The organism is Haloarcula rubripromontorii, from assembly GCF_001280425.1.
Classification (GTDB): Archaea; Halobacteriota; Halobacteria; order Halobacteriales; family Haloarculaceae; genus Haloarcula; species Haloarcula rubripromontorii.
This window is the reverse complement of record NZ_LIUF01000003.1, coordinates 148,767-170,868: the sequence shown is the minus strand read 5'-3', so window position 1 is coordinate 170,868 and position 22,102 is coordinate 148,767. Positions and strand designations below refer to the sequence as shown.

Annotated in this window: 22 protein-coding genes; 14 read left to right on the top strand and 8 right to left on the bottom strand. The window is 63.7% G+C overall.

Going from position 1 to position 22,102, the window contains the following annotated elements; genetic code table 11:
• Nucleotides 1-104: 104 nt before the first annotated feature.
• Genes AMS69_RS10455 through AMS69_RS10445 form a run of 3 tightly spaced genes read left to right on the top strand, consistent with a single transcriptional unit; the run spans nt 105 to nt 2,752 of the window.
• On the top strand, nt 105-557 hold the full coding sequence (locus tag AMS69_RS10455; protein WP_053968028.1) for a DUF5788 family protein: 453 nt from the start codon (nt 105-107) through the stop codon (nt 555-557).
• 1 nt (nt 558) lies between these two features.
• Nucleotides 559-2,295 (top strand): DNA polymerase/3'-5' exonuclease PolX, encoded by a 1,737-nt coding sequence (gene polX / locus AMS69_RS10450; protein ID WP_053968027.1) that lies wholly within the window; start codon nt 559-561, stop codon nt 2,293-2,295.
• Complete coding sequence (locus tag AMS69_RS10445; protein WP_053968026.1) at nt 2,288-2,752, top strand: Mut7-C RNAse domain-containing protein; 465 nt, start codon at nt 2,288-2,290, stop codon at nt 2,750-2,752. The genes polX and AMS69_RS10445 overlap by 8 nt, the downstream gene beginning before the upstream one ends.
• 20 nt (nt 2,753-2,772) lie before the next feature.
• Here the strand turns inward: AMS69_RS10445 and AMS69_RS10440 are convergent, their stop codons facing one another.
• A complete protein-coding gene (locus tag AMS69_RS10440; protein ID WP_053968025.1) occupies nt 2,773-3,789 on the bottom strand; it encodes a LolA family protein in 1,017 nt (338 codons plus the stop codon).
• 114 nt (nt 3,790-3,903) lie between these two features.
• Between AMS69_RS10440 and AMS69_RS10435 the strand changes: the two genes are divergently transcribed.
• Genes AMS69_RS10435 through AMS69_RS10425 form a run of 3 tightly spaced genes read left to right on the top strand, consistent with a single transcriptional unit; the run spans nt 3,904 to nt 6,378 of the window.
• Nucleotides 3,904-4,611 carry an ABC transporter ATP-binding protein gene (locus tag AMS69_RS10435; protein ID WP_053968024.1) on the top strand — a complete coding sequence of 236 codons (708 nt, stop codon included), beginning with the start codon at nt 3,904-3,906 and terminating at the stop codon, nt 4,609-4,611.
• Complete coding sequence (locus tag AMS69_RS10430; protein WP_053968023.1) at nt 4,611-5,846, top strand: ABC transporter permease; 1,236 nt, start codon at nt 4,611-4,613, stop codon at nt 5,844-5,846. The genes AMS69_RS10435 and AMS69_RS10430 overlap by 1 nt, the downstream gene beginning before the upstream one ends.
• A 52-nt stretch (nt 5,847-5,898) precedes the next feature.
• Entirely contained in the window at nt 5,899-6,378 is a 480-nt protein-coding gene (locus AMS69_RS10425; protein ID WP_053968022.1) for a DUF5797 family protein, read from the top strand.
• Nucleotides 6,379-6,401: 23 nt separating this feature from the next.
• Here AMS69_RS10425 and AMS69_RS10420 read toward each other — a convergent pair whose 3' ends face one another.
• Entirely contained in the window at nt 6,402-7,457 is a 1,056-nt protein-coding gene (locus AMS69_RS10420; protein WP_080508825.1) for a DUF5787 family protein, read from the bottom strand.
• Between the two features lie 136 nt (nt 7,458-7,593).
• Between AMS69_RS10420 and AMS69_RS10415 the strand changes: the two genes are divergently transcribed.
• A complete protein-coding gene (locus AMS69_RS10415; RefSeq protein ID WP_053968020.1) occupies nt 7,594-8,067 on the top strand; it encodes an RDD family protein in 474 nt (157 codons plus the stop codon).
• An 81-nt stretch (nt 8,068-8,148) separates the two neighbouring features.
• On the opposite strand, the gene AMS69_RS10410 is transcribed toward AMS69_RS10415, so the two are convergent.
• Entirely contained in the window at nt 8,149-8,580 is a 432-nt protein-coding gene (locus AMS69_RS10410; protein WP_174242916.1) for a bis(5'-nucleosyl)-tetraphosphatase, read from the bottom strand.
• A 95-nt stretch (nt 8,581-8,675) separates the two neighbouring features.
• On the opposite strand from AMS69_RS10410, the gene AMS69_RS10405 reads away from it, so the two are divergent.
• Both AMS69_RS10405 and AMS69_RS10400 read left to right on the top strand, forming a co-directional pair.
• Nucleotides 8,676-9,008 (top strand): uS10/mL48 family ribosomal protein, encoded by a 333-nt coding sequence (locus AMS69_RS10405; RefSeq protein ID WP_053968018.1) that lies wholly within the window; start codon nt 8,676-8,678, stop codon nt 9,006-9,008.
• Between the two features lie 55 nt (nt 9,009-9,063).
• Nucleotides 9,064-10,335, top strand: a complete 1,272-nt coding sequence (locus tag AMS69_RS10400) for an amidohydrolase (RefSeq protein ID WP_053968017.1) — start codon at nt 9,064-9,066, stop codon at nt 10,333-10,335.
• 5 nt (nt 10,336-10,340) lie between these two features.
• Here the strand turns inward: AMS69_RS10400 and AMS69_RS10395 are convergent, their stop codons facing one another.
• Together AMS69_RS10395 and AMS69_RS10390 are read right to left on the bottom strand one after the other, a co-directional pair.
• Nucleotides 10,341-10,802: a type IV pilin gene (locus tag AMS69_RS10395; RefSeq protein WP_077067785.1), complete on the bottom strand. Its 462-nt coding sequence runs from the start codon at nt 10,800-10,802 to the stop codon at nt 10,341-10,343.
• A gap of 241 nt (nt 10,803-11,043) precedes the next feature.
• Complete coding sequence (locus tag AMS69_RS10390) at nt 11,044-12,462, bottom strand: geranylgeranyl reductase family protein (RefSeq protein WP_053968015.1); 1,419 nt, start codon at nt 12,460-12,462, stop codon at nt 11,044-11,046.
• Between the two features lie 184 nt (nt 12,463-12,646).
• Here AMS69_RS10390 and AMS69_RS10385 point away from each other — a divergent pair, with 184 nt between their 5' ends.
• Nucleotides 12,647-12,979 (top strand): 2Fe-2S iron-sulfur cluster-binding protein, encoded by a 333-nt coding sequence (locus AMS69_RS10385; RefSeq protein ID WP_053968014.1) that lies wholly within the window; start codon nt 12,647-12,649, stop codon nt 12,977-12,979.
• A 195-nt stretch (nt 12,980-13,174) separates the two neighbouring features.
• Nucleotides 13,175-13,777 (top strand): DUF7110 family protein, encoded by a 603-nt coding sequence (locus AMS69_RS10380; protein WP_053968013.1) that lies wholly within the window; start codon nt 13,175-13,177, stop codon nt 13,775-13,777.
• A 73-nt stretch (nt 13,778-13,850) separates the two neighbouring features.
• On the opposite strand, the gene AMS69_RS10375 is transcribed toward AMS69_RS10380, so the two are convergent.
• Nucleotides 13,851-14,468 carry a stage II sporulation protein M gene (locus AMS69_RS10375; protein WP_053968012.1) on the bottom strand — a complete coding sequence of 206 codons (618 nt, stop codon included), beginning with the start codon at nt 14,466-14,468 and terminating at the stop codon, nt 13,851-13,853.
• Nucleotides 14,469-14,602: 134 nt separating this feature from the next.
• Between AMS69_RS10375 and AMS69_RS10370 the strand changes: the two genes are divergently transcribed.
• Nucleotides 14,603-15,580: a phosphoadenosine phosphosulfate reductase family protein gene (locus tag AMS69_RS10370; protein WP_053968011.1), complete on the top strand. Its 978-nt coding sequence runs from the start codon at nt 14,603-14,605 to the stop codon at nt 15,578-15,580.
• Nucleotides 15,581-16,277: 697 nt separating this feature from the next.
• Nucleotides 16,278-17,468 (top strand): MFS transporter, encoded by a 1,191-nt coding sequence (locus AMS69_RS10365; protein WP_053968010.1) that lies wholly within the window; start codon nt 16,278-16,280, stop codon nt 17,466-17,468.
• On the opposite strand, the gene AMS69_RS10360 is transcribed toward AMS69_RS10365, so the two are convergent.
• Complete coding sequence (locus AMS69_RS10360) at nt 17,469-19,490, bottom strand: AMP-binding protein (RefSeq protein WP_053968009.1); 2,022 nt, start codon at nt 19,488-19,490, stop codon at nt 17,469-17,471.
• 138 nt (nt 19,491-19,628) lie between these two features.
• The gene (locus AMS69_RS10355; RefSeq protein WP_053968008.1) at nt 19,629-20,498 is read right to left on the bottom strand and encodes an SDR family oxidoreductase; all 870 of its coding nucleotides are present in this window, start codon (nt 20,496-20,498) and stop codon (nt 19,629-19,631) included.
• A gap of 246 nt (nt 20,499-20,744) precedes the next feature.
• Here AMS69_RS10355 and AMS69_RS10350 point away from each other — a divergent pair, with 246 nt between their 5' ends.
• Entirely contained in the window at nt 20,745-22,094 is a 1,350-nt protein-coding gene (locus tag AMS69_RS10350) for an ABC transporter substrate-binding protein (protein ID WP_053968007.1), read from the top strand.
• Nucleotides 22,095-22,102 lie beyond the last annotated feature (8 nt).

The following is a 22,102-nucleotide window of genomic DNA, read 5'->3' as shown; positions in this document are numbered from 1 at the left end:
GCTACTAACCGGGCACACGCGGATGTAGCAAATAGACAACGCCGTGCTACCCTCGATAGGAAATGGGCGAAGCGGGTAAGGGCACCCCGGTCTAACAACCGGTAGTGAAAGAGTTCGAGCGCAAACAGTTGCTGGAGCGCATCGAACGCGACAGCGCGACCGTCGGTGCGGACATCCCCGACCGGATAACCGTCCAGGGCGAGGAGATAGAACTCCAGTCGTTCGTCTTCGAAATCAAGCGGCGGGAGACGGTGCCGCGGGGCGAGCGTGAGCGCGTCGAGCAGGCAAAGAAGAACCTGCGCCGCGAGCGCCTCCAGCGAAAGCAACGCATCGAGGACAACGAAGTGAGCTACGAGCGCGGGGAGGAACTCGCCACGGCTATCATCGGCATCGACCGGGCGCTCAACGCGCTCGAACAGCTCGGCGCGGCCGACATCGAGCAGGAGGCACGGGCACAGGAGGCCGCCGACAGAAAGCGCTGGATGAAGTTCCTCCAGAAAGCGCTGGGACACGAGGACGCGGACTCCGGCACGGGTCGTGCCGGGCGGAGCTACTAACATGAGCCGGAACGACGAAATCGCGACGCTGCTCGAAGAGTTCGCCGACCTGCTGGACGCGAAAGGCGTGGAGTACAAGCCCCGGGCCTACCGGCGGGCGGCCGAGAACATCAGGGACTACCCCGGAGCCATCGAGGGGCTGGCTGCGGAGGGCGAGGACAGCGTCGGCGAAATCGACGGCGTGGGCGACGCCATCTCCGCGAAGGTCGTCGAGTATTTCGAGACCGGCGACATCGAGGAGCTGACCGAACTCCGCGAGGAACTGCCCGTCGAGATGGACGCTCTCACGGCGGTCGAGGGCGTGGGACCGAAATCCGTCGGCTCGCTGTACGAGGCGCTGGGCATCACCACCCTCGACGAACTGGAGGCGGCGGCCGAGGCCGGCGAGATACAGGAGGTGTCGGGCTTTGGCGCGAAGACGGAGCAGAACATCCTCGACAACATCGACTTCGCCCGCGAAGCCCACGAGCGGTCGCTGCTGGGCGAGGCCCGACCCCACGGCGACCGGATTCGAGAGTACATGGCCGCCGGCGACGCCGTGGCCGAGTGCGCGCTCGGCGGCTCGATTCGGCGCTGGCGACCGACCATCGGCGACGTGGACGTACTCGCCGGGAGCGCCGACCCCGACGCCGTCGTCGAGCGGTTCGCCGACTGGGACGGGCTCGACCGCGTCATCGAAGCCGGCGAGACGAAGGCCAGCGCCTACGCGGACGACGTACGGGTCGACCTGCGAGTCGTCGACCCCGCGGAGTTCGGCGCGGCGCTGCAGTACTTCACCGGCAGCAAAGACCACAATGTTGCGGTCCGAAACCGCGCTATCGAGCGGGACCTGAAGGTCAACGAGTACGGGGTTTTTGATGTCGAAGGCGTCGAAGACGACGACCAGCGGGCCGGCGAACTGGTCGCCAGCGAGAGCGAGGACGCGGTGTACGACGCGCTGGGGATGGACTGGGTCCCGCCGGAACTCCGCGAGAACCGCGGCGAGGTCGAGGCCGCCGCCGACGGGTCGCTCCCGGACCTGCTGGCCGAGGGCGAGGTCCGCGGCGACGTCCACACCCACACGAACTGGTCAGACGGCGGCAACACCATCGCGGAGATGGCCGCTGGCGCGGCCGAGTTCGGCCACGACTACCTCGCCGTCACGGACCACGCGACCGGGCCGGGGATGGTCGGCGGCGTCGGCGTCTCCGACGAGAGGCTCCGTGAGCAGATAGCCGAGGTCGAATCCGTCGCGGCCGACGCCGATATCGACGTGTTCACCGGCGTCGAGGCCAACATCGGCGCGGACGGCAGCGTCTCGGTCGCCGACGACCTCCTCGCCGAACTGGACGTGGTCGTCGCCTCGCCACACGCCGCGCTCGACGGGGACGGCACGGACCGCCTCGTCGCGGCCGCACGGCACCCCGAGGTGAACGTCATCGGCCATCCGACGGGCCGCTATCTCAACCGCCGGGAGGGCCTGGACGTCGACGTCGAGCGGCTCGCGACGGTCGCCGCCGACAACGACACGGCGCTCGAAATAAACGCCAACCCGGCCCGACTGGACCTCGGTGGCGGTGCGGTCAAGCAGGCCATCGAGGCCGGCGCGACGATTGTCATCAACACGGACGCACACAGCCCGGGTGATTTTGACCTCCTGCGCTACGGTGTGCACACGGCGCGGCGGGGGTGGGCCGAGACAGCGGACGTGCTGAACACCCGTGACGCCGACGGAATCCGTGAGTTCCTCGATGCCTGAGAACACCGCAAGCGACCGACTCGTGCTTGATGCGATGCTCGGCAAGCTCGCCACCTACCTGCGGATGTGTGGCTACGACACGGCGTACGCGCTGGACCGGGACGCCGAGGCCGACGACGACCTCCTCGCTATAGCGGCACGTGAGGACCGCCGAGTAGTAACTCGGGATAGCGACCTCGCCGCCCGCGCATCCGAGAGCGTGCTCCTCACCGAGCGAGAGATTGATGAGCAGTTGCGGGAGCTCGCCGACGCCGGCTTCCGCCTCTCGCTCGCTCCGGAGCCGGCCCACTGTGGCGTCTGTAACGGGCCGGTCGAGCAGGTCGACCCGGTGGAACCGACGCCGGAGTACGCACCGACTGCGGACGACGAGCAGGTCTGGCGCTGTACGGACTGCGGGCAACATTTCTGGAAAGGGAGCCACTGGGCAGCAGTCAAGGCGACGCTGGAAGACCTATAGAATACAGACAGCGGGCGTCGCTACAGTGCTTCAGCGACGGCGACGGCCTCGTCAGTCGTCCCCTCGACGACCACGCCGGTCGTGACCTCGCTTTCAGTCCAGTAGACGACAGCCCTGTCATCGCGCTCGATTGCGGTCGCGTTCTGGCCGTTCACCTGTACTGCCGTCCCGTTTTCCGCATCGTCCAGATAGCTTGACGCGCCGGTCGCGGTCAGAATCGTCACGTTCTCCCCGTCAGCGTCGTACTGCTGGGCCACGGCTGTACTCTCGGGCCGGCTGATATACCGGGCTTCCTCGAAGGTCCCGTTCTCGTACTCCGGCAGGTCCATATCTGTCGCGGACTGAGCCGCGTCGTAGGTGTCGTACGTTTCGACGCTCGTGACGGCGACTCGGTCAGCCGGCGGGGCGAACTGGCTGTCGTCGATGCTGACGTTGAAATTCGTCTCCTCGACGGTGAGTTCCGTCCGGTTCGTTCCATCGTCAGTGGTCATCTTGTGGACACGGTAGTCGTCGGTATCGACCCACAGCGTCGTGTTCGGCGCGTCGAGGCTCTCGTTGGTCGGTTCGAGGTCGAGGACGTACGTCGATTCGCCGTTGACCTCCGCAGTCCCGCGGAGCGTCGCTGTGACGTTCTCCTCGGGAACCGGGTCAGTGGAGTCGTTCATCGCCGCCGCGTCGGGTAGTTCACGGCCGTAGGACTCGTTCTCGCCGACCGCCCAGACGACGGTCCCGTTCGTCCCCATCTCGTACGACCGGTTCTCGCTCGTGACGGCGGCCCACTTTTTGTTCGGCTCGGCGGCGGCATATTCGACCGTTGCAGTCTTCGACGCAGAGTCGTTTGTGACGGTCACAGTCGCGGTTCCAGTGATTGTCTCGGCTGCGTCGTAGCGCTGCTCGGTCTGGTCCAGCACCTCGTCGCCGGACGGTTGCCCCATTTCGCTGAGGCCGGACACGCCGGCGACCGCCCCAGCGGCCAGCAGTCCGATAGTGACAAACACAGCGACGATAGCCAGTCTCCGTCCGGTATCGGCTGTCATTGGTCTGCCTTAGGACTGGAGTAGTAAGTGGGTTGCTCCTGTCAGCGCGCGGACCGCTCTCGCCGACCTGCTGCGGGCGAACCCCTCATTGCTGTCCAGTCCGTACGCAGGGCCGTGAGCGAGTCAGCGAACACGACTGTCCGCGTCGAGAGCGTCAGCAAGCAGTACGACCTCGGCGGGACGGTGACGGCGCTGGACGACGTGGACCTGACCCTGTCGGCCGGGTCGTACACGGCGGTGATGGGACCAAGCGGCTCTGGAAAGAGTACCCTGCTGAACCTCATCGGCGGCCTCGACACGCCGTCGTCGGGGCGGGTCGTGGTCAACGGACAGGACGTCTCGGCGGCCAGCGAGGGCGAGCGGGCCGACATCCGCGGGACTGAGGTGGGCTTTGTCTTCCAGACGTTCAACCTCATGCCGCGACTGTCCGCGGTCGAAAACGTCGCCCTGCCGCTCGTCTTCGACGGCTGGGACCGGGCACGCCGCCGCAAGCGGGCGACGTCGCTGCTCTCGGAGGTGGGCCTCGCCGACCGCACCGACCACGTTCCCGCAGAACTCAGCGGCGGCCAGCGCCAGCGGGTCGCCATCGCCCGCGCGCTGTCGACCGACCCGGCGCTGATTCTCGCCGACGAGCCCACCGGCAACGTCGACACCGACACCGGCGCGCGAATCTTGGACCTGTTCGACGACTTCCACGGGGCCGGCAACACGTTCCTGCTCGTGACCCACGAGCGACACGTCGCCGAGCGGGCGGAGCGCATCGTCCACGTCGAGGACGGCCACATCCAGTCCGTCGAGGACGTTTCCGGAGGCGAACGCTGATGGACGCCGGCGAGAGCGTTCGCATCACGCTCCGGTCCATCAGGGCCCACAAGCTCCGGTCGGCGCTGACGGTCGTCGGCGTCGTCATCGGCATCGCGTCGGTCATCACCTTCGCCACGTTCGGGGCCAGCGTCGAGGCCGAGATCGTCGGCGACATCGAGACCTCGAACGCGGGCAACATCTACGTGTTCGGGACGCCGTCGGGCGACGATGACTTCGACCGGACGCTCCAGCCGGTGTTTACCGAGTACGACCTACAGCAACTGGAGAGCATTCCGGGCGTGCAGGCGGTGCTCCCGCGGGGAATCGTCCAGACGCAGTCGATACGACACGGGAACCGGACGCTGGCCAGACAGCAGGTCACGGCGGTGCAGCCGGCCAGCATCGACGACGGCGTCCTCGTCGAGGGCCGGTCCTTCGAGGCCGACGAGACGGCCGTCGTCGTCAACGAGCGCATGGCCGGGTCGTTCTCGGAGAACCTCACCGCCGGCGAGCGGCTCACGATGACGATGCCGGACGGCGGCGAACGGAACGTCACCGTGGTCGGCGTCGTCAACGGGACCCGCGGCGAGGTCCCGGTCAGCGACTTCGCCCGCCAGCCGCGGGTGTACGTCCCAATCGACCCGTTCTACGACTCGGTCGTCGAGAGCCCGTCGGCGGGCGTGCGACAGCGCGCGTACCCGCAGGTGACGCTGGTCGTCGACCCGCGGGCGATTCCGGAGACGCAGTCGGCGATTCAGACGTATCTCTCCGGTGACTCCGACGCGCGGTCGCTGTCGGCCGCCGACACGGAACTGGTCGCCCGCTCCGGGAACGACTTCGTCGAGGAGATCAGCGACGTTATCGAGCGCATCACGCGCTTCGTCACCGGCATCGCCGTCATCGCGCTCGTCGTCGGCGCTATCGGTATCGCCAACGTGATGCTCGTCAGCGTCACCGAGCGGACCCGCGAAATCGGCATCATGAAAGCTGTCGGGGCGCGCAACGGGGACGTGATGCAGGTGTTCCTCGTCGAGGCCGCCCTGCTCGGGGCGGTCGGGTCGCTGCTTGGCGTCCCGCTGGGGCTGATCGTCGGCTACGGCGCGACCCGGTACGCCGAGGTCACGTTTTCGCTCGCGCCGCTGTGGATGGCGCTTGCGGTCGGTGTCGGCGTCCTAGTCGGCGTCGTCGCCGGCCTCTACCCGGCGTGGCGGGCGGCGCGGGTCGACCCCATCGACGCGCTCAGGCACGAGTGAGCCCTAGCCGGATTCAGAACACCGAAATACGTGGTCGTCGTACCGACGGGCCATGACCCTCTCGGAGGAGGCCCGCGAGCGACTCGCCGACATCGTCGAACTCCAGCCGACGAAAAACGGCGAGTTACAGGAGCGCTGGGGGATGGACAGCGGGAGCGAGGTCCACCAGTACCTCGAATCCGAACTCAAGGAGTACTACTACCGCAACGACAACAGCCTCATCTGTGCGACGCCGGAGGCGACGACGCTTATCGACGGGGAAGACTCCGAACGGATTCAGACGGTGACGGTCACCCCGCTCCAGCAGGCTATCGTGGATGTGATCGCCGGTCCGGACGAGGAGAGCCAGAGCGTCGTGTCGGTGCTGCACGCCTTGCGCGACGCCGGTGAAGACCGTGACACCGACGACGTTCGCTCCGCGCTCCGGAGCCTCGCAGACAAGGGTATCGTGGAGACAGTCGAGAAGACCGTACCGACGTTCAGACTGGCTGTTCCGCGCGACGAACTGGACATCGAGCTGTCCGAGGAGTGAGGTCTGACCGCGGTGTCGGTCGGCTATTCTGACAGTCCCGGCCGCTGGCGGCGTCGCCGCCGCGCTAACAGCCGCTTTATTTCCTTGCCTGGCCCGCCGTCGAGCGGCCAGCCCATCGACCGCCAGACCGGCGGCTCGGGTTCGTACGACGGGCACGCACCGCGACACTCCGCGGCCGTCGGAACGCACTCTTTCGCCGCGCAATATGGATAGGCCCCCGTCTCGTCCGCGCGGAGCTGGAAGTGCCGGCAGTCGGGCCGCATCGTGTCGGCGTAGGCGCGCCAGCCGCGCTCGTAGGCCCGCTCGGCGAGGGCGAGGCGGCGCTCGCGCTTCCAGTCTTGCTCGACGTACTCGAAGCGGGCCGCGCTGTGGTCGTCGTCGGGGCGGTCGAGGATTCGCGTTCCGGGGTCGTCAACCGACAGGGACCGCGGCTGCCAGAGGGCCTCGGCCGTGCCGGACTCGGGGTCGACGGTCAGCACGCCGGCGGCCGCGGGCAGGTCCGCCAGCAGAATCGGCTCCACGCGCTCATCGGTCGCCGCTGTCGCGACCCACACCTCGTCGGCCAGCGACAGCGCGACGTCGCGCTCCAGTTGCGGGGCGAGGTCACGGGCCGCGCTTGCCGTCAGGTCCGGCTTGTTCTCAATGGCGACGATCCGTCGAAGCCAGTCCGGATACGGGCGCTTCCGACGGATTTCGATGCGATTGCTGCGCTTGCGCGTGTCCAGTGCGTCGCGGTCGGCGGCCTCGTGGATCGACTCGCGGACGTACCGCCACGGATAGCCGGGGTCGGGCAACGCATCGCGGTAGTACGTCCAGTCGGATGGCGCGTGCTGCAGGACGTGCAACAGATCCGAATCGAACGCTTCTGCGCCGAATTCCGCTCGCTCGCGGAGCCCGTCCGGGTCGCACTCGATGATGACGGTGTCCCAGCGGCGGTATTTCGTCCCGAGCTGTCGGGCGACCAGCACCGTCGACTCGTCGGTCGGTTCCCAAGCTCGCTCCGCCCACTGGCAGACGCGCAACTCGAACGCGAACTCGGAGGTGACCGACACGGCTGTTGGTTCGTCCGTCGATAGCAAAACGTTTTATCGTGTGGTCGGCGTCGTCGGTATTCTTCCAGTATCCTACAGATATGGCACTACCATATAATGATGTTATTTTATTTATATTTGGCTACGAAAGATTTATTCTTTCAGACGGGATGCACAGTAGTGTATGGATAAACATCCACGAGCAAACCTCGAAAAGAAGGCCGGACTCGGCAAACGTTTCACGGCGCGGTTCCTCGACGGACTCCTCGTCGGCGTCGTCTTCGGAGTGATCTTCTTCCTCATCGGCGGCGTCGGCGGTGCCGCCTCCGGCGAGAACAACGCCGTCGTAACAGGGTTAGCCGGAGCCTACGTCTTCATGCTCATCGGCTTCCCGTTCATTTACTTCCTCTATCACACGATCATGGAAGCGATGTACGGGTACACACTCGGGAAACACGCCCTCGGCCTCGTCATCACCGACGAGAGCGGCGGCGACATCACGTGGGTCGACTCCATCGTCCGGAACGTGTTTCGACTCGTCGGTTTCTTTTTCTCACCGTTCTCGGCACTGCTGGCCGTGGTTCTCATCGCGATGAACGACGACGAACAGCGTCTCGGCGACATGGCCGGAAGCACCGTCGTGGTCGAACAGGTCTGACGGCGGCGACGTGCTTTCTAACGACAGTCGCGAGAGCTACCGCTACCGCAGGCGGCGAATCGAATACCGCTGTGTGGCCCGCTACTCCTCGTCTTCGTCGCGCTCGTCGAGGAACTCGTGTGCCTCTTCGAGGATCTCGCGCGGGCCGTCCTGCGTGACCGTGTTGATCGCCTGTTCGTAGTCGCGCCACTGCAGGTCGCGGTGTTCTGTGGACAGTTCGGCTGACGCTTCAAACGATTTCGCGACGAACAGGTGGACCGTCTTGTGGATGGTGTTGCCGTTCGCCTCGAACACGTAGTCGTAGTCTTCGCGGAACCCGTCTAAGAGCCGGAAATCACCGATTCCGGCCTCCTCTTTCACTTCGCGTATGGCGGTCTGCTGGAGTTCTTCCTCGCCCTCGACGCCGCCCTTGGGGAACTCCCAATCGCCGGGTCGGCTCTTGAGCAGGAGGTACTCCCGCCGGCCACGCGTATCGCGAAAGAGGATGGCTCCCGCGCTCGTGGCCTCTATCATTATCGGATTTTATGACACCGCTACTTAAGAGAATATCGGAGACACAACGGAAACAGATGGCCTTTTGTCACTCGCGGCTGAGTGTTCGTCCACAGATGCCCTTCGTCACGACACTTACCTTCACAAGTGGGGACCGACATCGCCTCGAAGACATTGTCACAGAAATCAAAGAGAACGCCGAGCAGAAAGGGGTCGAGTTGAAAGGCCCGCACCCGAAGCAACCACAGGAGTTGCGGATTCCACAGTCGAAGTCACTGGGACCAGGCGGTGGCCGGTTCGAGTCCTGGACCCACACCGTCTACACCCGAACGATAGAAATCGTCGGATACGAGGAGTTCGCTCGGACGGTCACCCAGCGGACGTTTCCGGACGCCATCCACGTCGAGGCTGGCGTCGAACAGCGGACACAGGTCGGCAGCGGATCGTAGGGCTGTCGTTCGCTCCTGTGGGTTCTTATAAGTAACTGTGACTCGTTTTGCCGGCATGAACGAAGCCCAGCAGGAGCGTCTCAGGTCCGTCCGACGCGACCTGCACAGTCATCCCGAACCCGCGTGGCGGGAGTTCTACACTACCAGTCGCATCGTCGACGAAATAGAGCGAATCGGCGTCGACCAGTTGTACACCGGCCGGGATGTCGTGAACGGCGACGCGCGGATGGCAGTCCCCGACGACAACGAACTCGAAGCGTGGCAAGCGAAGGCCCGCGACACCGGAACCCGGGAGGACGTGCTGGAGGCCGCCGATGGGGGATTTACTGGGGCCCTCGCTGTACTCAAACAGGGCGAGGGACCGACCGTTGCGCTCAGAGTTGATATCGACGCGCTGCCGATAACGGAGGCAGACAGCGTGGCACACGCCCCGGCGGCAGAGGAGTTCCGTTCGACGAACGAGGGGTATATGCACGCCTGTGGACACGACGCCCACGCGACGATTGGCCTTGGCGTGCTGGAGGCGGTGAAAGAGCGTGATTTCCGCGGAACGTTCAAAGTCGTCTTCCAGCCGGCCGAAGAGGTCATCGGCGGCGGAAAGGCCGTCGCTGAGAGCGGTCATCTGGATGATGTGGACCACCTGCTGGCGATACACATCGGCCTCGACCACCCGACCGGTGAAATCGTCGCTGGTGTCGGCGGCTTCCTCGCCGTCCGGCAGTTCAGAGCGACCTTCACCGGTGAGACAGCCCACGCTGGCGGGCATCCCGCACAGGGACGAGACGCTGTACAGGCCCTGGCGACCGCCGTACAGAACCTCCATGCGATTCGTCGACACGGTGACGGCGCGACACGGGTCAACGCCGGCGTCGTCGAGGGTGGCACGGCGACGAACATTGTCCCCGAGGAGGCGACACTAGAAGGCGAGGTCCGCGGCGAGACGACCCCACTCAAAGAGTACATGAGTGAGCGGGCGGACACCGTCATGTCGTCCGCCGCCGAGATGCACGACTGCGAAGTCGACATCGAGACGACCGCAGAAGCGCCGAGTGCGGTGAGCGACGACGCGCTCGCGGACGTGGTGTACGACGCGGCAGAATCCGTTTCCGGCGTCACCAGCCGCCTGCGGACCGACGACCTCGGCGGCAGCGAGGACGCCACCTACCTGATGGACCGCGTGCAGGGCCACGGCGGAACGGCGACGTTCGTCGGTATCGGGACCGACCACCCCGGCGGTCACCACACGCCCCTGTTCGATGTCGACGAAGACTCGCTGGCCATCGGCGTCGATGTCGTCAGCGAAGCGATCAGCCAACTGAGCGAGTGAGCGCGCTACGGCGCTTCCCAGCTGGCAAGCTGAATAGACTTGCCACTGTTCGGCGATTTCCAGTTCAGCGTGACCGTCGCCTCCGAGAGGTCGAGTGAAGGCTCCGAAAACGTCACCCGTGACCCGGCTGTGATATCCGAACCGGCCGCCGGTGCACCGATACTCGTGAAATCGTGTTGTCCGTTGGCACCTGAAGCACCGCTAGCCCCGCTAACGGTGATATACAGATTCCCGGCCTGAATAGAGTCGCCGCTCCGGTGTTCGATTGCTAAGCTGTCGGACCCTTCAGAGTCGTAGTCGAACGTAAACGCCGCCTGTGGCGCGCTCTGGCCGATATTCCCTGAGCCGAAGTCGAGGAAGAACGTCGCTGCTGTCGCCGCTAACAGCACTGTTATTGCAACCATTAGAATGACACCCACAACTGGCGAGACTGCACTGTCGTCGGATTTGAATCTGCGTGCTAGCATGATTGACCCCCACTCGGTGACGGCCGACACGCTGTCTCCATCTCGGTGACCCCCCGGTCGACCGACCCCAGTGCGACTTCATTTTGATATCATGTTGTCGAATAATAAAACTTGTCGTTCAGAATTGCAGTTCATATGTTAATTAATTACTACCCAGATAACACTCAAAATCAGACACCTGACGCTGACAAATTCACACCAGAGAGTTAGACACGGCCGAAAGCCCAAACGAACCGCTGAATCAGTACTTGGGGTCTGCGCCGGTGACGTCGTAGATATCGTTCATAATCGAATCACGCTCGCGTTGCCAGGCCTCGAAGCCGCTCCGGTCGCTCGGGTAGGATTCGTAATGGTCAAGCAGCCGGTCGGCGGCCTTCTTTGTCTGGTAGAGGTCCCGGATCGTCCCGAGGTGGCCGATGCTCTTGACGGCCATCTTGAGTTTGAGTCCAAGTCCGATGCTGGTCGATCCGCCGTACAGTGCCTCTGCGAGCTTTTCGCCGGGCAACGCGGCCAGCAGGGCCATCAGGTCGTCGACGTCGTAGGCGGTGGTGAAGATGTTGTACACGTCAAGCGCCGCATACCGTGCGCCGAAGTGGTCCATCACGCGCTCGTTGTACTCCCAGAGCGCGGCTTCGTCGTCCGTCCGGCCGGATTCGATAGCCTCGATAGCCTGTTCAGCGGCGTAGGTCCCGGCGTAAGCTGCACCGGCGATACCGCCGCCGGTCGTCGGATTGACGTGTCCAGCGGCGTCGCCGACGGCCATGAATCCGGGTGCGACGGCGGAATCGTACGGCCGGCGTGTCGGCAGCGCAGCGCCGAGTTTATCCTGTACCTTTGCGCCCTCAAACTCGCTTCGGCCCTGAAGATCGCGTTTGAGGTCGTCGACCAGTTCCATCGGTTCTTCGTTCATCTGGAAGCCAAGGCCGGCGTTGATCTCCGTGTCCGTGCGCGGGAAGTACCAGAGATAGCCGGCGGAGCGCTCGGTCGGCTTGAACACGAGCGCGTCGTCCCACTCGACTGGCTCGTCGACTTCGATTATCTCACGGTACGCCGAACAGAACTGCGAGTACTGGACGTTCGTATCGAAGGTCGCGTCCTCGAGGTCAGTCTTGTCCTGCAGAATCGACAGTGCGCCGGCCCCGTCGATGACCATGTCACCCTCGTATGTGACGGGATCGCCTTTCCGCATGGCTTTGACGCCGGTCACACGGCCGCTATCGTCTTGCAGCACGTCCTGAACGACCGTGTCGTAGTGGAACTCCACGCCACTGTCGTTTGCCCCCTCGATGAGACAGCGACCGTACTCCCAGCGGTCGATGACGGCGAGTTCGCCCGGGACGGGGATCTCGAGGACGGTGTCTTCCTGCGGGATCTCGAAGCGGCCGTGGTCGACATCCGTGTTGGTAAACGCCGATTCGAGCTGGGACTTCGGAATCGCATCGGGGAAGTCGCTGGCACCCTTCAGTGCGTCTCCGCAGGCGATGTGGCCGGCTTCGGTCTTGTCTTTGCGCTCTACGACGACGACATCGTAGCCCGCGTCCGCGACCGTCGCGGCGGCGTAACAACCGGATGTCCCGGCCCCGACAACGACAACGTCCACGGAAACGGTCCGTGCCGTCGCCGACGTTCCGTCGGCGTTGCCGTCCTGGTGTGTGGTCATGCACTCTCGTCCTGCCCGGAGAGAGAAAATTATTCCGCTACGGGTTTCAACGGACGACTGGAACAACGCCTCGCGATGAGCGGTCCGTTGCGGGTGTCTGGTGTGGCGTCGACGGGTAGCAGTCCGTTTCACTCCGGGACAGCGGTGATAAAGAGTTTTGCTGGGGGGTATCAAATGGCCGAGCATGACCGAGCATACGGTGACATTCGTGGGGACGGGCGAGGAGATTACTGTCTCCGAGAAGGAGACGATTCTCTCGCGGTGTATCGAGGAGGGTATCGCACAGGAGTACTCCTGCCGCGTCGGGATGTGCCTGGCTTGTTCGGCGGAAATCGTCGAAGGGTCGGTTACCCAGCCTGCCGCTCGTGGGCTGACCGACCGGGAACGGGAGAACTACGCACTGACCTGCATGGCGCGACCGCAATCGGACCTGAAACTGGACCGCGGGAAGTACCCACCCAGTATTGAAGCAGATGTGGCCCCAGAGGACGGCGACCCCACACCTGCGGACGACTAGTAGGCACTGGATACCACTAGCATATGGCCTACTAGAAGGTCTGTAAATACCTTTAACATACGCCTGAGCGAGTCCCTGATATAGAGCGGTGCAACCGCGAATGAAGGACAGGTCATATAAGCAAGTGGCCCCTATGGAGTAGTGACTACAGCGTCAGCGGACGGCCTTCGACGACTGATACACGCTTCCCCAACCATGACCAGCCGCGTATACAGACTTCACTCGACACTTGAACTGCCACTGGAAGACGCATACGATTTCTTCGAGGATCCGGATCTTCCACCTGAAATCGCTGACATCGACATCACCCGTCGAAACAATACGCTCATCGTCAGCGCCGTCGCCAAAGACGACTCTATGAGCAAGTACACTCCGACGGCCCAACTCAAGGCGAGCGTCACGGAGAACCGGGTGTACGAGGAGGACCCCGACGAGATGGGGCCGCCCGGAGCCGCGAGTACTGGAAGCTCCGGGGGTGGCCCCCAGTGGGGCGCACTCGAAGAGGAAGAGGAAGAGATCGAGTCTGAACTCGTCGAGTACGCCTGTTTCAAGGGCGACCGCGAGACCGTGCTCCAGAACACTGCACTCCAGTACGCGATGTTCGAAGTGCTGTGTGACGTCGCGAAAGTCGCAGAGAAGGGGACGCTGACGGCAATTGCGGCGGTCGACGAGGAACTCGAAGCTGTCCGCATCGTCGATGGGGAAGAGCGGCCCGCTGCGATCAACGTAGCAGAGGAACCCCGCGACGGCGAGGAAGAAGAGGGCGTCAACTGGCGCGACAACGAGTTCATCTCGTAACGCGGCCCCGTCCGGGCACGGATTCGGTTTTGCCGAGCTACCGCTCACCATCGTTAGCGGATGGGCTGTGCCGCTATGCAGGCGTAATGCCTGAGAGATCAGCCTCGGTAAATCGTGACGCGATTTCGATAGTGAGATTCGCTTCGATGTATGCCGCAATCACGATGAACACGGCGGCCGTCGCAAGCAGCCAACCGGCTTCCCGGATATCCTGTCCAGTGGCCAGTTCGTTCGTACGGCCGCGAATGTACTGAATCGTGCGCCAGCCGAACCGGAGTCCGACGGCGGCGACGATAAGCAGTGCAGGAATCTCGATAAGGCCGTGTGGGACGATGAGCGCGGCGACGACGACAGGCGAAACCTGCTTGAGTGCGATACCGACGACGACCCCGATGAGCAATCCGTTCAAGACGAGTGAGAGAACCGTCATCGAACCGAGCGAAATCGCGCCGAGCAACATCACGAGCAACGCACCGAGATTGTTGACCGTCAGCGAGAGGGTCGTCAGTTCAGCTGGCATAAAGGGGTTTTCGCCGGCTGTTCCGGGAGTCTGAAGCCATTCGGTGGGGACCTGGCTGCCGAGTCCGTACCCGACCAGCGCGCTGGCAAACAATATCAGCGCGGCTACGGGGACGTAGCGTAACAGCCAGCGATGGAAGAGACGGGTCGGGAGGCTTGGGCGGTCGTCCATATCACGTCTTTCGCGTCGGCCACAAAAAACCTGAGTAACCGTGTACACGAGGCCGTCAGCAATTTGCCACTGTCTCACATACCTGTCGGTCATCCAAAAAGTACTTGGCATTCGTAATTATATCTCATTACACTATGTCCGAATCAGCAGAGTTCCCGGACTATCTGGACGTTGATTACACTGACGGGGAAGGCGAAGACCCCGAAGAGTACCCGACTGTCAACCACAAGATCGAGAAGGCTATCGAGGTTACGAAGACCGGCCTCGAACAGTACGAGAACCCTGTCGTGATGTGGACCGGCGGCAAGGACTCGACGCTGACGCTGTACTTCGTCAAGGAAGTCGCCGAGCGATTCGACCTCGAAGTCCCACCGGTCGTCTTCATCGACCACTACCAGCACTTCGACGAGCTTATCGACTTCGTCGAGCACTGGGCCGACGAGTGGGACCTCGACGTCATCTGGGCTCGGAACGAAGACGTGGGCAACTACGTCGACGAAAACGGTCTCGAACCGGGTGACGACATCCCTGTCGACGAACTCTCCGAACACAACCAGCACCACATCCGGAACATCCTCGAATACGAAGAAGACACGTTCCCGTTCCTGCTCGACACCTACGTCGGCAACCACCTCCTGAAGACGGTGGCGCTCAACGACACTATCGAGGAGCACGACGTCGACGGTATCCTGTCGGGCATCCGCTGGGACGAGCAGGAGTCCCGGGCCGACGAGACGTTCTTCTCGCCGCGTCACGACCCGGACATCTACCCGCCCCACGACCGCATCCAGTCGATTCTCCAGTTCGCCGAGGCTGACGTGTGGGAAGCCTTCTGGAACTTTGTTGTCCCGGATACAGTCGAGGGCTACCCGGACGACGGCTACGTCCCGCAGGGCCAGGACGACCTGCCCGAGGGCATCGAGAAGGAAGACGTCCCGGTCTCGCCGAAGTACTTCGCTGGATTCCGTTCGCTCGGGAGCGAGGTCAGCACCGACAAGTCCGCCGAAGAGCCTGCTTGGCTGCAGGACATGGCGAACACGACCGAGCGCGCCGGCCGCGCCCAGGACAAGGAAGACCTGATGGAGCGCCTGCGCGACCTCGGCTACATGTAAACGGACACGGAACGACCTCGGTTCCGTCTCGTTGTTTTTTGATGACCCAGTAGCGCCGTTCAGCACAACAGACAGCAAACACCGCGGCCGAACCCGCCTGTCGACCGAGACGAGCGGTCGCCAGTAGCGGCCCCGGCACTCAGGACCTGCGTTCCGCGCTGAGTAGTATCCCTCTCTCACTTCGACAGGAGTCGATGGAGACTGTGCCGCCAGCAATCACAGGCACCGTACAGTCGAAAACACAGACCGGACCCGGCTGTCGCACGGACGCGACGACGGCAACAGGCCTCGACCGGCACTCGTTATAGACTCCCGTTCACTTTTGCTGACTGATATAATCACTCGTCCCACGGACTAGTAGCGGAGAGTATAAGCTCGCTACAGCGTATGATTCGGCCGGGAAGATAGTATAGACGATTGTCGAGAAAAGGTTTAGGTACTGTCGAACACTATCAGTAAGTGAATGAGTTCAGACCAGTACAACTGTCCGAACTGCGGGGCGGAATTGAGCTACCAGACGACGAAGCACAACGGCTGTTCGAACTGCGGTTTCGTTCCGCCCCACAGTGCCGAGTAACGCGGACTGGGACGAGTAAGCGGACGCGCTGTTCTGTGGTCGGTATTGTCAAGTTCTGCGAGGAGAGTCCCGTACTCGGGTCCGACATCTATTTTTCTCGGCTCGCTGTATCCGTTGTCAGTGACCGACCGCACAGACCGGGGCGTTCTCGCGGGCGTTATCTTTGCCGTGTTACTAGCGCAGGTCCTGCTGTATCCGGGCGTCGACAGACTCGTCCAGTCGCTGGGTGCGACGACGGACCTGAACGCGAGTATGTGGTTTCTGGCCGCTGAATTCGGGGCGTTCGTCGTTTTTGCCGGCGTGTGGGGCGTACTCAGCGACGCCACCGGACGTCGAACGCCATACATCGCCGGCGGGGCGGGCGCAGGCGCAGTGCTGTACGCCCTCATCGCGTGGCTCCCCGGGGCAGCCTCGCTTCCATTTGTCGGCGTGTTGGTCTTGCGAGTGTTGCAGGGTGGAGCGACGATCGCCGCGTTCTCCCTGGCGATGACGATGCTGATGGACCTCGGCGGCGGCCACGGCAAGAATATGGGTGCGGCAGGCATTGCGATCGGCAGTGGCACGGCGCTTGGCGCGCCACTTGGCGGCCAACTGTACGAGATTCAGACGACACTTCCGCTGTATGTGGCGAGCACGCTGTCACTCGTCGTCGCAGTGGCTGCCCTGCTTGTGACCGACCGCGCACCGTCGGACGGGCGGTCGGGTCTGACTGCGACCGTGTCCGGCCTCAGACGCCGTCCGTCACTCAGCGTTCCGTACGCCTTCGGGTTCATCGACCGCCTCACAGCGGGTTTTTTCGCACTCGTCGGGACCCTGTATTTCAGAGAGACGTTCGAACTGGGGCCTGGCGAAACCGGCGTCATGCTGGCGCTGTTTTTCGCCCCGTTTGCCCTCCTGCAGTATCCCTTCGGCATCCTTTCTGACCGCATCGGCCGAACCGGTCCGATTGTCGTCGGGTCGGTGCTGTACGGACTCATTGTTGTCGGCGTCGGGCAAGCGCCGACGGTCACCATTGCCGGTGCAGGAATGGTACTGACCGGCGTTATTGGCGCGCTGATGGCCCCGGCGACGATGGCGCTCGTGTCGGACCTCGCCGGCGAGACGGAGCGCGGCACCGCTATGGCCGGGTTCAACATCTTCGGCAGCGTCGGCTTCCTCGCTGGTATCCTCGTCGGTGGCACTGTCGCGGGCGCCTTCGGCTATCCCGCCGCGTTCCTCGTCGCCGGCGGGACGGAAGTCGTCCTCGCAGTGCTCGCGCTGCCCGGGCTGCTACGGCTTGAGAAGCCGACCGAGGATGCCGTCAGGGGCTGATTACGACGCCTCGCGGACCTCGTCGAGCGCCTCCGGGTTCTCGATGCTGGACATGTCTCCCAGGTCCTCGCCGCGGTAGACGCCAGCAATTGCTCGACGGATTATCTTCCCGCTCTGCGTCTTGGGGAACTCGTCGACAAACAGGACCTCACGGGGTCGGAACGGCTTGCCGAGTTCCTCGCCGACGGCGGCGCGGATATCGTCGCGGAGGTCGGCCGAGGGTTCGTAGCCGGGTTCGAGCACGGTGTAGAGAACGACGGCAGTGCCGGTGGTGTCGTCCGGCGCACCGACGGCAGCAGCCTGATTGACGGCGTCGTGTTCCATCGCCGCGCCCTCGACTTCCGCCGGTCCGACCTTCCGCCCGGCGACGTTGAGTACGTCGTCGGCCCGGCCGTGGAGGAACCAGAGGCCGTCCTCGTCCTTCTGCGCCCAGTCGCCGTGGTCCCAGACGTCATCCCACGTCGACCAGTACTCGTTCAGGTAGCGTTCGTCGCCGCTCCACAGCGACCGTGTCATCGACGGACAGGAGTCCCGAGCGACCAGATAGCCGCGCTCGTGGGTGTCAACGATTGATTCACCATCCGGACCGACGATGTCGATGTCCATCCCCAGCCCCGGACCGCCCAGCGTGCAAGGCTTGAGCGACTGAATCGGCATCGGCATCAGGAAACACCCCATGATCTCGGTCCCGCCGGAGATGTTGATGATTGGACAGTCCTCGTTGCCCACGTTCTCGTAGAACCACTGCCAGCTCTCGGGGTCCCAGGGTTCGCCGGTCGACCCCAGCAGCCGCAGGCTGGAGAGGTCGTGCCCGTCCAGCCACTCGTCGCCCTTCTTTCGGAGCGCCCGAATCGCGGTCGGCGAGACGCCGAAGGTGGTGATGTCGTGGCGGTCGATCATCTCCCAGAAGCGGTCCGGCTGCGGGTGGTCCGGCGCGCCCTCGTACATGAAGACAGTCCCGCCGAAGGCGTGGTTTCCGAGCAGCGTCCACGGCCCCATCATCCAGCCGATGTCGCTCACCCAGAAGAAGCGGTCGCTGGGCTTGTGGTCGAAGCCGAAGTATATCTCCTTGGCTGCCTGCATGAGCGCGCCGGCGTGCGTGTGGACGATGCCCTTCGGCTTGCCGGTCGTTCCAGAGGAGTACAGCAGCATTGACTCCTGATTGCTCGGGAGTTCTTTCGCCTCGTACTCGTCGTCAGCGGTCTCGATAGCCTCGTCCCACCACTCGTCGCGCCGGGTCCAGCGGATCGTCTCGTCGGGGTCGTCCGCGACGCCGAGGCGGTCGTAGACGACGGTGTGTTCGACCGGCGTTGTCCTCAGTTCTTCGCCGGCCTGCTTGATGGCCTCGTCAGCGCTGCCCTTGAGATGGACACTGGAACCTCGGCGGTAGAAGCCGTCGCCGGTGAACAGGACGGAACACTCGGCGTCGGCGATGCGTGTCGCCGTCGCGTCGACGCCGAACCCGGAGAAGATCGGCACGGCGATTGCGCCGACCTTGAGACAGCCGTACAGTATCGACGCGACTTCGGGAACCATCGGCATATACAGGCCGACGGTGTCGCCGGTGCCGACGCCGACGGACTCCAGATAGTTCGCTACCTTACTGGCCTGCCGATTCAGTTCGTGGTACGTGATTTCCCGCACGTCGCCGGGTTCGCCCTCCCAGATGAGCGCGACTGTGTTTCGGGTCGGGCTATCCCGCGCTGCGTGGCGGTCCAAGACGTTGTGAGCGGCGTTGATTGTCCCGCCGGTGTACCAGTCGGTGAACTGTGGCCCCTCACTAGTGTCTCGGACCTGATCGTAGTCTTCGAAGAATTCGATGTCGAGGTACTCCGGGAGCAGGTCCCAGAACCACTCGACGCCCGAGTCGGGTTCCTCGGGCAGGTCTGTGGTCGTTCGCTCGATGAGTTCGTCGTAGTTGTCGATGTCGTACGCCTGCATGAACTTCCAGACGTTCGTCGATTCGACGAACGCGTGGCTCGGTTCGTGGACGATGGAGTCTACGTGGTTTTGTTCGCTCATTGCGTCAGTATTCCGTAGTGTTTGGCCGTCTGGTATAAACTGGTACCGCCGCCCGGCACGCGTTACTGGGCCGGTCGGGGAGTCCGGTTCCGCACCGCCTGTGTGGCACAGGGCCGGTCATCTACTCATGGCACTGTCTCACTCGTACGTCTTTGTCATGCCGCCGTCGAACAGCAGGTCCCCGCCGTTGAGGTGGTCGGCGTGGGTCGAGAAGCCGAACACGAAGAGGTTCGCCACGTCGATGGGGTCCATCATCTCCTTGACCCGGGCCTGTCCCAGCATCACGTCGTCGATGACCTCGTCGACGCTGATTCCTCGTTGCTCGGCAGTGTCGGGGATCTGGTCGACGACCAGCGGCGTCTTGACGTAGCCGGTGCTGATAGAGAACCCGCGGAGGCCGTCACCGCCCTCGGCGGCGATTGACTGTGTCAGGCCCCGTAAGCCGAACTTCGAGACGTTGTACGCGACCTTATCTGAGGTCACGTAGTGTCCGTGAACCGACGCCATGTTCCCGATGGCACCGACGCCGTCGTCGGTCCCGCGGATGTGTGGGATGACGCGCTTCGAGAGGGCAAGCGGGGCGCGAAGCATTACGTCGTGCATCTGGTCGTACTTCTCCATCGGAAAATCCTCGATGGCGTCGATGTGCTGGAGGCCGGCGATGTTGGCGAGGTAGCGAACCGTGCCGTGAGAAGCCGCGGTCTCGACGATGGTCTCGATGTCCGCGTCATTCGCGAGGTCGCCGGTCACTGTCTCGACGGTCCCGTCGAGGTCGAGGTCCGCCGCCGTGTCCGCGACTTCGGCGAGGCCGTCCGCGTCGATGTCCGTCGCGACGGCGGTCACCCCGTTGGCGGCCATCGCCAGCGCCGTCGCCCGGCCGATGCCCGACCCGCCGCCGGTCACCAGACAGACGGTGTCGCCCGTGTAGTGGTCATCGTCGACGAACAGGATCGAGGACTCGTCGATCGGCTCGACTTCGAGCCGCTCGTGAGAGGTGCTGGATGCCATTCGGTCACACGTTCTCCAGACACGTCCGAATAGGGGCGGGTTGACATGTATACCCGACTGGCTGCTGTGGCGGACCCCACTCCGGCGCGAGAACGCCGTTCCGCCGCCTCGCCGGCTACCGTGGTTTACGTGTAAACCTCCCGTTATTCGGGGGTTACGTCGGAAGCATCAGCTACCCCTGTGAGCGTGGCACACACTACGTGACTAGCCTCCCCGGACGAGTCCGGGGCGTATTGGGACACACCTATGAAACGAACGACAACGGACCATGACAGCGAAGGTATCGGCAGGCGACAACTGCTCTCCGCGATTGGCGGCTCGGCCGTCGCCGCAGCGCTCGCCGGCTGCTCGACACTGCTAAGCGACGGCGAGACGGCAGACCAGGGCGGGCAGTCCGGCGGCGGAATTTCAGACGAACCGATACAGGCAGGCCTGCTGACGTTCACCCGCGGCGCACCGGGCGTCCTCGGGATTCAGGCCCAGCGCGGGGCCGAACTCGCAGTCCAGCGCATCAACGAGGCGGGTGGTATCGGTGGGCAACGCGAAATCGAACTGGACGTGGTCAACGAGGGGTCGAACCCGCTGGACAGCTACAACCAGTTCATCGAGGAAGGGAAAGAGGTCACCTTCGGTCCCATCTCCAGTGGCACGCACAGCCAGATTGCCCCCGAGGTGGAGAAAAACGAAGTCATTAACGTCGGGACCGACGGGACAGTGACGACACTCTACGAGGAGACAGTCACCGACCCGACCTACTCCTTCCGGTTCCAGAACTACGACATCATGGAGGTCGTGACGATGGCCCGGGAGGCCGTCGAGCGGATCGGTGCTGACAACATCTCGACCGTCGCCGGTGTCAACCCCGGCTACTCCTTCGGCGAGGACGAGATGCGGGTGTTCACACAGGCCATTCAGAAACTTACCGACGCCGAAATCGTCTACGAGGGGTTCCCGGAACTCGGGGCCAGTGACATGTCGAATCACATCACCTCGATCAACAACGAGGAGCCGGACGTGACCTTCTCTAGCCTCTGGGGCGGCGACGTGACGACGTTCGTCCGGCAGGCCAACGCCAACGACATGTTCGAGAACACGACGGTGTTCGGCACGACGCTGTACAGCGCGGCCGGCGACGTACCGGGCGATGCACTGGCCGGGACGGACATCTACTCAGGGTCACGGAACTACTACTGGGGGAAGCCGGCGCTCGGTAACTGGCAGCCCGGCCGCGAGCTGTTCGACGCCGCGACGCAGCAAGATGGCGTGACGGTCCCGACTGCACACTACATGAGCGGGTACGGCGCAGTCACCGCGTGGGCGACGGCCGTCGAGAAGGCCATCGAATTGCTGGGGACCTACCCGAGCCAGGAGCAAATCGCACAGGTTCTGGAGGGCCACGGCTTCTTCACGCCTGCTGGCTACCACAACATGGCTGAGGACCACCAGGGCGCGTCGAACTCCTTCGCCGGGCAGATGGTGTATGACGACGACCTCGGCGCGGCCAGGCTCGACGACGTGAACACCTACGCCGCGACCGAGACCGCGCCGCCGCCGGGCGTCACCGGCAGCGACTGGCTGGACAGCTGGAGCGCCTGATACCGAGC

Bases quoted from the DNA above. Each gene is read 5' to 3' on its own strand.
- AMS69_RS10445 (WP_053968026.1), top strand. From the start codon at position 2,288: ATGCCTGAGAACACCGCAAGCGACCGACTCGTGCTTGATGCGATGCTC.
- AMS69_RS10390 (WP_053968015.1), bottom strand. From the start codon at position 12,462: ATGACCACACACCAGGACGGCAACGCCGACGGAACGTCGGCGACGGCA.
- polX (WP_053968027.1), top strand. From the start codon at position 559: ATGAGCCGGAACGACGAAATCGCGACGCTGCTCGAAGAGTTCGCCGAC.
- AMS69_RS10375 (WP_053968012.1), bottom strand. From the start codon at position 14,468: ATGGACGACCGCCCAAGCCTCCCGACCCGTCTCTTCCATCGCTGGCTG.
- AMS69_RS10380 (WP_053968013.1), top strand. From the start codon at position 13,175: ATGACCAGCCGCGTATACAGACTTCACTCGACACTTGAACTGCCACTG.
- AMS69_RS10385 (WP_053968014.1), top strand. From the start codon at position 12,647: ATGACCGAGCATACGGTGACATTCGTGGGGACGGGCGAGGAGATTACT.
- AMS69_RS10440 (WP_053968025.1), bottom strand. From the start codon at position 3,789: ATGACAGCCGATACCGGACGGAGACTGGCTATCGTCGCTGTGTTTGTC.
- AMS69_RS10410 (WP_174242916.1), bottom strand. From the start codon at position 8,580: ATGATAGAGGCCACGAGCGCGGGAGCCATCCTCTTTCGCGATACGCGT.
- AMS69_RS10425 (WP_053968022.1), top strand. From the start codon at position 5,899: ATGACCCTCTCGGAGGAGGCCCGCGAGCGACTCGCCGACATCGTCGAA.
- AMS69_RS10405 (WP_053968018.1), top strand. From the start codon at position 8,676: ATGCCCTTCGTCACGACACTTACCTTCACAAGTGGGGACCGACATCGC.
- AMS69_RS10355 (WP_053968008.1), bottom strand. From the start codon at position 20,498: ATGGCATCCAGCACCTCTCACGAGCGGCTCGAAGTCGAGCCGATCGAC.
- AMS69_RS10350 (WP_053968007.1), top strand. From the start codon at position 20,745: ATGAAACGAACGACAACGGACCATGACAGCGAAGGTATCGGCAGGCGA.
- AMS69_RS10360 (WP_053968009.1), bottom strand. From the start codon at position 19,490: ATGAGCGAACAAAACCACGTAGACTCCATCGTCCACGAACCGAGCCAC.
- AMS69_RS10400 (WP_053968017.1), top strand. From the start codon at position 9,064: ATGAACGAAGCCCAGCAGGAGCGTCTCAGGTCCGTCCGACGCGACCTG.
- AMS69_RS10370 (WP_053968011.1), top strand. From the start codon at position 14,603: ATGTCCGAATCAGCAGAGTTCCCGGACTATCTGGACGTTGATTACACT.
- AMS69_RS10395 (WP_077067785.1), bottom strand. From the start codon at position 10,802: ATGCTAGCACGCAGATTCAAATCCGACGACAGTGCAGTCTCGCCAGTT.
- AMS69_RS10430 (WP_053968023.1), top strand. From the start codon at position 4,611: ATGGACGCCGGCGAGAGCGTTCGCATCACGCTCCGGTCCATCAGGGCC.
- AMS69_RS10415 (WP_053968020.1), top strand. From the start codon at position 7,594: ATGGATAAACATCCACGAGCAAACCTCGAAAAGAAGGCCGGACTCGGC.